The organism is Kitasatospora sp. NPDC101157 (assembly GCF_044768255.1).
Lineage (GTDB): Bacteria > Actinomycetota > Actinomycetes > Streptomycetales > Streptomycetaceae > Kitasatospora.
The window spans coordinates 92,350-100,280 of the sequence record NZ_JBIWPL010000030.1 but is presented as its reverse complement, the minus strand read 5'-3'; the positions used below and the strand labels follow the sequence as shown (position 1 = coordinate 100,280).

The 7,931-nt window shown below is 75.0% G+C and carries 9 protein-coding genes; 5 read left to right on the top strand and 4 right to left on the bottom strand.

The window, feature by feature from the left end:
• The first annotated feature begins 109 nt into the window (after positions 1 to 109).
• Positions 110 to 1,057, top strand: a complete 948-nt coding sequence (locus ACIRVF_RS37170; protein WP_402828318.1) for an NAD-dependent epimerase/dehydratase family protein — start codon at positions 110 to 112, stop codon at positions 1,055 to 1,057.
• A 48-nt stretch (positions 1,058 to 1,105) separates the two neighbouring features.
• Positions 1,106 to 1,327, top strand: a complete 222-nt coding sequence (locus ACIRVF_RS37165) for a hypothetical protein (RefSeq protein ID WP_402828316.1) — start codon at positions 1,106 to 1,108, stop codon at positions 1,325 to 1,327.
• On the opposite strand, the gene ACIRVF_RS37160 is transcribed toward ACIRVF_RS37165, so the two are convergent.
• The 3 genes from ACIRVF_RS37160 to ACIRVF_RS37150 all read right to left on the bottom strand — a co-directional run bounded on the left by ACIRVF_RS37160 (position 1,308) and on the right by ACIRVF_RS37150 (position 3,102).
• Positions 1,308 to 1,676 (bottom strand): DUF1330 domain-containing protein, encoded by a 369-nt coding sequence (locus ACIRVF_RS37160; RefSeq protein ID WP_402828313.1) that lies wholly within the window; start codon positions 1,674 to 1,676, stop codon positions 1,308 to 1,310. The two genes, ACIRVF_RS37165 and ACIRVF_RS37160, sit on opposite strands and share 20 nt — an antisense overlap.
• An 833-nt stretch (positions 1,677 to 2,509) precedes the next feature.
• Complete coding sequence (locus ACIRVF_RS37155; RefSeq protein WP_402828310.1) at positions 2,510 to 2,890, bottom strand: hypothetical protein; 381 nt, start codon at positions 2,888 to 2,890, stop codon at positions 2,510 to 2,512.
• 44 nt (positions 2,891 to 2,934) lie between these two features.
• Positions 2,935 to 3,102, bottom strand: coding sequence for a hypothetical protein (locus ACIRVF_RS37150; RefSeq protein WP_402828307.1), 168 nt, complete (start codon positions 3,100 to 3,102; stop codon positions 2,935 to 2,937).
• A 404-nt stretch (positions 3,103 to 3,506) separates the two neighbouring features.
• Here ACIRVF_RS37150 and ACIRVF_RS37145 point away from each other — a divergent pair, with 404 nt between their 5' ends.
• The 3 genes from ACIRVF_RS37145 (at position 3,507) to ACIRVF_RS37135 (ending at position 6,015) form a co-directional block, all read left to right on the top strand.
• A complete protein-coding gene (locus ACIRVF_RS37145; protein WP_402828304.1) occupies positions 3,507 to 4,370 on the top strand; it encodes an alpha/beta fold hydrolase in 864 nt (287 codons plus the stop codon).
• Positions 4,371 to 4,584: 214 nt separating this feature from the next.
• Complete coding sequence (locus tag ACIRVF_RS37140; RefSeq protein ID WP_402828302.1) at positions 4,585 to 5,151, top strand: hypothetical protein; 567 nt, start codon at positions 4,585 to 4,587, stop codon at positions 5,149 to 5,151.
• Positions 5,152 to 5,277: 126 nt separating this feature from the next.
• Positions 5,278 to 6,015 carry a hypothetical protein gene (locus tag ACIRVF_RS37135; protein WP_402828299.1) on the top strand — a complete coding sequence of 246 codons (738 nt, stop codon included), beginning with the start codon at positions 5,278 to 5,280 and terminating at the stop codon, positions 6,013 to 6,015.
• Between the two features lie 162 nt (positions 6,016 to 6,177).
• Here the strand turns inward: ACIRVF_RS37135 and ACIRVF_RS37130 are convergent, their stop codons facing one another.
• Positions 6,178 to 7,122 (bottom strand): aldo/keto reductase, encoded by a 945-nt coding sequence (locus ACIRVF_RS37130; protein ID WP_402828341.1) that lies wholly within the window; start codon positions 7,120 to 7,122, stop codon positions 6,178 to 6,180.
• Positions 7,123 to 7,931 lie beyond the last annotated feature (809 nt).

Genomic DNA, 7,931 nt, shown 5'->3' with positions numbered 1-7,931 from the left:
GCGCAGGATCCACCAAGCAACCGCCCGCCGCAGCCACTACCGGCGACGCCTCGCCGAGCCCTCAACCGGATAGATCACGAAGTCACACTGGAGTACTAGGGTGGGGCGGGTGAGCTTCCATCTCGTCGTCGGACACGGGCCCGCCGGGGCCGCCACCGCCCGCCTGCTGGCCGGACAGGGCCACCGGGTCCGGGTCGTCACCCGCAGCGGGCGCCCCGCCGGACCGCCCGTCGAAGGCGTCGAGCACCTCGCCCTGGACGCGACCGACCCCGCCCGCCTGGCGCAGGCCGCCCGCGGCGCCGACGCGATCCACGGCTGCGCCGCGCCGCCGCTGCCCCAGTGGGCCGCGCGGTGGCCCGCCCTCACCTCCGCGCTGTGCGCGGCCGCCGAGGACAGCGGCGCCGTGCTGGTCATGCTCGGCAATCTGTACGGATACGGCCCGGTCGAGGGGCCGATGACCGAAAGCCTGCCGCTCGCCGCGACCGGCCCCAAGGGCCGGGTGCGCGCCGCCGGCTGGGAGCAGGCGCGGGCCCTGCACGAGGCCGGGCGGATCCGCGCCGTGGAGGTGCGGGCTTCGGACTTCTTCGGCCCCGGCGTCACCGACGGCGGCCACCTGGCCTCCCGCGCGGTGCCGAACCTGCTCAAGGGCCGTCCGGTCGCCGTCCTCGGCGACCCGGACGCCCCGCACAGCTGGACCTACCTGCCCGACGTGGCCCGCGCGATGGCCGAACTCGCCACCGAGGAACGGGCCTGGGGCCGCCCCTGGCACGTCCCCACCGCCCCCGCCCTGCCCGTGCGCACCATGGTCGAACGCCTCGCCGCCGAGGCCGGCACCGCTCCCGTCCCGGTGCGCCGCCTGTCCCCCGCCGTTCTCGCCGTGGCCGGCCTCTTCTCCCCGCTGCTGCGCGAACTGCGCGAGACCCGCTACCAGTTCGACCGCCCCTTCGTCATGGACTCCTCCGCCTACGAGGCGGCCTTCGCCCTGCGCGCGACCGCGCTGGACGAGCAGATCGCGGCCACCGTCGCCTGGTGGCGCGAGCGGCTGCGGGCGGCCTGAGTGGCGACCCTCGGGGCGGCGGGTGACGGGCTGACGCACGGGGAGCCGGTGCCGCACACGGTGAGCGTCACCCCGGTGCCCGGCCTCGGTGACGAGGCCGTCGACCTGGTGAACACCCCGACGGGCCCGTACGCCACCCAGGAGGTGCTGGCCGTGCGGATCGGCGACAAGGTCCTCTTCCTGGACGGCGACGACGTCGTGGACCGGCTGCCGCACATCAAGGACCTCGCGGCGCCGATCGCCGAGCACATCAAGGACGTTGTTCCCTGACGCCGACGGCTCCCGGGGTCCTGTGTCCCTTGAGGCTGTCCGCGCCCCGGTAGCCGGCCGGCACTCCCTCGATCAGGATGATGTCCGCCACCATGTGCCGGGTGCGCAGCGGCAGGATCTCCTGGTAGGCGGGCGAGTCCCACCAGGCGCGGGCCCGCTCCAGGTCGGGGAACTCGATGACGATCGTGCCGCCCGTGCCCCAGCGGCCCTCCACCGTCTCGTACGGGCCGCCGTGGACGATGAAGCGGCCGCCGAAGGGGTCGAGGGTGGCGTCGATGCGCTCCAGGTACTCGACGATGTCGGGGCCGAACTCGACCGAGTGGACCTGGGCGATCGCGTAGGCGGTCATGGGGTGCTCCTGAGGGGCTCGTCGTGGGTGGTTCCCGCTGGCGTCTCCGACGGTACGGGGCGGCGGGGGCCGGGCGAATCCGTCACGTATCGGTAGGGGTGACGTGCCTGCCGGTCCTGACGCCTCGTGTAGCATCCGCGCAGCTCAAGGGCGTGACCATGCGAACGGATGAGGAACGGTGCAGAAGACAGCCGGCGGCGGCCCCGGGGACGGAGCCGAGAACGACAGGATGACGCGGCGTCGGCGAGCCCTCGCCGTGGCGGCCGGGGTGTGCGTGCTGGGCGTGGCCGGGATCGGCGGGACGCTCCTGTTGGCGGGGTCGCCGGCCCCGGCGGCGCCCGATTCCGCGGCCACCTCGTCCCCCTCCCCGTCCACTTCCGCTTCCCCGTCGGCCGAGGCGCCGGCACCTACCGAGACGCCCGCGGCCGCCCCGACGACGGACGGGCCCGGGGACGGACCGGGGGCCGGGGCCGAAGCCACCGCCACACCCGAGGCCCCGGCCACCACCCAGCCGGCCCGCTCCCACCCCACGGCCGCCTCGGCGCCCGCCGCCCCGGCACCGGCACCGCCCACCCGGAAGCAACCGGCCGCCCCCGCTGCCAAACCCTCGCCCGGCTGGACCGTCCCGCCCAGGCCGGTGCCCACCTTGCCGCCCGTCCCCGCCGCCTGTCCGCCCGGGCAGAGCGCCTCCTGGGACGGTTGCCACCCGCTCGGCCCGGCCATCCCCCTCGGCCCGACCAATCCACCCGCCACACCCCGCTGAACCCGCCGCCCCGACCCTGCGCCCCCGCGCTCGGGCACAGCACCGGCCGCACCGCTCGGTCCGCGCCCCGTTACCCGGCCGGGCACGCCCTGCCCGACGCCGGTGCGGCCGAGGGCGGCCGGGCCCCGGGCCGGGGTCCGGCCGCCTCGTCCCAACCGCCGTGGTGGGAGCCGAAGCCGTACCGCTCGGCGTCGCGACGGTAGAGGTCCTTCCAGGTCAGGAACTCGTGGCCGTCACCGTCGAACCTGCGCTGCAGTTTGCCGGGAAGGCCGGTGGTGCAGGCCCTGGCCAGGAACTCCACGATCCCGTACGACAGGACCGTCGGTTCCCCCTCCCGGTAGACGCACACCGGCCACTCGGCGCTCGACTCCCCGTCGGTGCGCCACAGGTAGGAGACGCCGCCGTCGTCCATGCCCCCGTGGAGGTACGCCTCGCCGTCGCGGACAGCCACGGTCGGAAGTGCGCGGCACGGCGCAGCGGGCTGAGCAGCAGCGGTCACAGCCCGCTGCGCGCGTGCGCCCGGTGCAGCTGTGCCCACTGTCCGGCGGGGGCGGGCCCGTCGCTGATCCACAGCAGCGGCTCCGTCCCCTCCCGCTCCTGGCCGACGACGGCACGGCCGGGCGGCAGCGGAACGGGCGGGTCAGCGTCGAAGGGCCAGGTCATGTCCCGTCCGTAGGGCCGGGCCCTGACAAGGGGGCGGGGGGCGGGGTCCGCGCCTCCTGTACAGGAAGTCGGAGCGGCCGACTTCTCGTGCGGGGGCGGGCGTGGCCGTCGAGGCGGCTGCGAGGAGCACCGGCGCCAGGGCTCGTCGGGGTAGTGCGGGTGATCTTCCGGTGAGTAGGGTGAGCCCTCGGATCGTGGGCGGCCGTTCGTGCGCCGCCCTCGTGGATCCGCGCTTGACCGCTGACGCTTGCCATGCCCGTGGCCCGTCTCTGCGGCGGGACGGTGCGCCGCGAAGCGATGTCCCGTTCCCCGGCCGCGAGGTGTTCGCGGTGCCGGGAGAGTGGGGCGACGCGCATGCCGCCGCCGGTGAGCCGCAGGGGGGCCGGAAAGTGAGTCGTAGACAGATGCAACCGACGTTCGTACTGGTTCACGGAGCTTTCGCGAACTCCTTCTCCTTCGCGCCGCTCCAGGCCGAGCTCGGGCTCCTCGGCCACCGTTCGGTCGCCGTCGACCTGCCGGGACACGGGTTCGCCGCGACGTTCCCGCGGGCCTACCAGGCGCCGCAGGACCTCGCGGAGCTCGCCACCGCGCCCGGGGCCGTCAAGGGTGTCACGCTCGCCGACAACGTCGGGCACCTCATCGGGATTCTGGAGCGGGCCAGGCGCAACGGGCCGGTCGTCCTCGTCTCGCACAGCCGCGGCGGCCTGACGGCCACCGTCGCGGCCAACCGGCGCCCCGACCTGATCGACCGCATCGTCTACGTCTCCTCCTGGTGCCCCGTCGACCTCGACGTCAGCGCCTACTACGCCGAGCCCGAGATGGCCACCGTCGACGCCGCGGGGCTGGCCTCGGCGATGGTCGCCAACCCCGCCGAAGTCGGGCTGCTGCGCTGCAACTTCCGCACGGCCGACGCCGGTGTCCTGGCGTCCTTCAAGGCGGCCTTCCTCGCCGACGGGACGGACGAGGAGTTCATGGTCTTCCTCAACACCTTCCAGCCCGACGAGAACCTCGACGCCGGCACCTGCGAGGACCGGGCGCAGGCCGACACCTGGGGCCGGATCCCCCGGACGTACGTGCGGCTGACCGAGGACACCAGCGTGCCGCTGGCCATGCAGGACCGGATGATCCGCGAGGGCGACGCGCTGACGCCCGACAACCCCTACGACGTACGGACACTGACCAGCAGCCACCTGAAGTGGCTGGTCGACCCGGCCCCGGCGGCCCGGGTGCTGGCGGAGGTCGCCGCGCTGCTGCCGTCCGGGGCGTGACCGCAGCGACCGAACGGCCCGGCCCCGCCGCCCCCGGACACCGGGCGCGGCGGGGCCCTCGCCGCGCGAGGTGGAGGATCGAGGCGGCAGCAGCGATTGGTCGAGCGCCAGATGTACGGGCCGCGCGGGCTTCCGCCTGCTACCCGAGAGGGTCGTCCTCGCCCCTTGATCACGTGTCGGTGACAGATGACATGATCCGCAAGGAGGTGACGTCGTGCGGACCGACGTCCTGCAGTTCGCTGCCCTGGCCGGCCTGGCGGCCGAGCCGGTGGGACCGCCGCTGCCGTGGGAGCGGTCGCGTGAAGCGTGCGGAGTCGGGTTCCCTGCGGACTACCGCGAGTTCATCGACCGGTTCGGGCCCGGAGAGGTCCGCAGCTACCTGGGTGTGAACGCTCCGTGGCCGTGGCGGGGCTCAGCGCCCGACGGGGAGATCTTCCGCGTCTTCGCATCGAGGACCATCGAGGACTTCGGTCCGGTGTTCCGGGAAATGCGCGACAAGGACCCGGCCCTGTGCCCGTACCCGCTCCTGCCGGAGTCGGGGGGACTCCTCCACTGGGGCGGCACCGTCCAGGGCGACCAGTTCTTCTGGCTCACCAGCGACCCGGACCCCATGGAGTGGCCGGTGGTGGTGTGGTTCCGGGGGAAGGATCCGAGGGACGCGTGGCGGCGGTACGACATGCGCTTCGTCGCTTTCCTCGTCCATGCCTTGTCGGGCGAGGACCAGGACATGCGTGACCTGCTCGACTGGCCCGACGAGCCGGTCTGGCGACGGGCCGGCTGAATCCCAGCCGCGGAGAACAGGAACCTGCGGAGAAGTGGGACCGGAACCACAACTGACGTAGGAAGCCGACCCGCAGGCCGCGGTAATCCGGGTGACAGGGGCGGCCCGGTCGGCCATCATCGGCCGGTGGCCGAGACCGTGGACGTTCTGGAACTGCGCATCATCTGCCCGCCGGCTGCCGGGGTCGGTCTGGAGGTCCGCCCGGTCATCGGCGGACGGGACGTGTTCGCCGGCTCCCCCTACCGGAGCGTCGGTCCGCGGCACCTGCTGGGGTCGGCCGGGCCTCTGCGGGCCACCGCCACCCCTCGCGAGGTCCGCATCGCCGGGACCGGATGCGTGGAGGAGTGCTGCGGCGCCGTCCACGTGACGATCAGGCGCGAGAGGGAGCACGTGCTGTGGACGGGCTGGCGCAATCCGATGGACGAGGATTTCGGCCTGGCCGACTGCCGGTTCTCCGCCGCCCAGTACGACGCCGAGGTCGCCCGGGCCGAGGCGGACCGCACGTGGCAGTGGCCCGGCACCGTGGTCGCCGACCTGCTCGAAGCGAGGCTGACGGGCGAGGGCAGCGGGCTGGCCGCGTGGGACTGCGAGCTCGAAGCGATCTGGGACAGTTGGAAGGAACCCGACCGGATCGACGTCGTGCTGCGCCATCCCCGCGGCTGCGACGAGCGCGGGGACCACTGGCTCCAGTTCGGGATCAGGCTGCCGGTCTGCGCGGACGACCCGGCCGTCCAGGCGGAGCGGCTCGAAGCGCGGCTGACCGCCGGGGATCCCCGCGCCGCGGCGCAGGTCTGGGGCGGTTCGCAGGCGGCCGCCGAGAAGCTCGGCTACCCCTGGCCGCCGCAGTACCCCTGGGACTCGTGAGCGGGTGACCGTTCTTCCGGTCCGCGGGATGCCCGCGTCGCTCCGTCACGGTTGATCGCTCCCGCGGGCACGGGCCCGCTCGCCACGGGATCGCGGAACAGAGTCCGGGCCGCGGCAACCACGAGCGCGGCAGCCGGGGGCGATCCCGCGCCGACCGCCCCCTCACGCCCAGGGCAGGCAGGAGCGGGTGCGCCAGTAGTCCTCGGCGGGTTCGGCCATCGCGGCCAGCGGGGCGAGGTCCTCGGGGGTGGGGGCGAGGTCGGCGGCGGCGAGGTTGGAGGTGAGCTGGTCGAGGGTGGCGGCGCCGGACAGGACGACGTCGGCCCAGGGCTGGGCGGCGGCCGCGGCCAGGGCCAGGGCGTCGGGGGCGGCACCGGTGCGGGCGGCGAGGGCGCGCAGCGCGGCGGTGTCGGGGCCGGTGGCGTTGCGGCCGGCCAGGCGGCCGTTGGCCATGCCCTCCTTGACGACGACCAGCCGGCCGGCCCGGTGGGCCTCGGCGAGGGCGGGGGCGGCGGAGGTCTCCAGCAGGTTCCAGGTGGCCTGGACGGCGGTGAACAGCGGGCGGCCGTCCACCGTGACGGCCAGTGCCCGGCGGATGGTGTCGCCCTGGGCGGGGCCGCTGGTGGACAGGCCCACCCGGACGCCTTCGGCGGCGAGGCCGGCCAGGCGCCGGTGCAGGGCGGGGTCGGTGAGGGCGGGGCTGTCGGCGGTGACCGAGTGGACGAGGTAGACGTCCAGGTGGGGGCCGAGCAGGGCGCGGCTCTCGCGGATCTGGCGGTCGTACACCGCCGTGGAGTGTTCCTTGACCTCGTGCGCGGCGACGCCGCTGGTGCGCCAGTCGGCCGTGTAGGTGTAGCCCCACTTGCTGCCGACCGTCACCTCGGCCGCGGCCTCGGGGTGTTCGGCGAGCCACTGGGCGAGGAACTCCTCGGCGCGTCCGTAGGAGCGGGCGGTGTCGAGGTAGCGCACGCCGGCCGCGTACGCGGCGTCGAGCAGGGCGTGGGTGCGTTCGCGCAGGGCCTCGACGGTGCGCTCGGCAGGCAGGTCGTGCGCACGGCCGAGGGTGATGTAGCCGGGACGGCCGACCGCCGCGGTGCCCAGTCCCAGGCGCGCGGCGTGCGGACGCCCCGCGTGCGGACGCCCCGCGTGCGGGCCCGCGGCGTGCGGGCCCGCGGCGTCGGCGGCGGGGGCGGCGGGCGTGGTGGCGGCGGGATCGGTCGGCACGACGGGGTCTCCTCGGGCGGGCGCGGGGGCTCACCTGGGACTTTAGCCGCCGCCCGGTTCCGGGCCGGTGGCCGGCTGGTCCACGCGCAGCACCAAGTCCACGCAGTCGCGCGTGTGCCCGGGCCGGGGCGGTCGTTGCCGGCAAGCAACCGGCTGCGTACGCCGTCGCGTTCGGTGAGTGGCCCGGGGGTGGTGCGCAGCTTGGGCTGCCGGTCGCGGCCGACGGGCGGTGTTCCAGGGCGAGCGTCCAGTGCGGCGCCGGTCCGGCCGGGGGGGCGACATCGGCGCGTGGCCGATCGCGGTGGTCCGCCACGCGCCGTGGAACCCGAGCGCGTCCGTCTGCCGTCCGCGCGGCGCGCCGCTTCTGGGGCGCGCCCTCGGACGGGTCAGCGGATGCGGGGCGGACCGGCGGTGGTGAGGCGGTGCGGCCGCCCGGGCCGTACGGGCGGCCCGGGCGGAGAACGGGGTGCGGGGTGCGGGGTGCGACGTGCGGGGTGCGGCGGCAGGGCGTGGGGCGTCGCTCTCCAAGGGCCTTCGCAGCACATTGACCTGATGGGGCGTCAGATATGTCGGCGGCGCCTGCGGGCTGCCCGTCCAGGATGTCAGCCGCCGCTACGAGGGTCAACTGGAGTTGATTGCGGGTATCTTCGGATCCATGCCAGCTGATGCCGTTCGGCTATCGTGACCTGGCC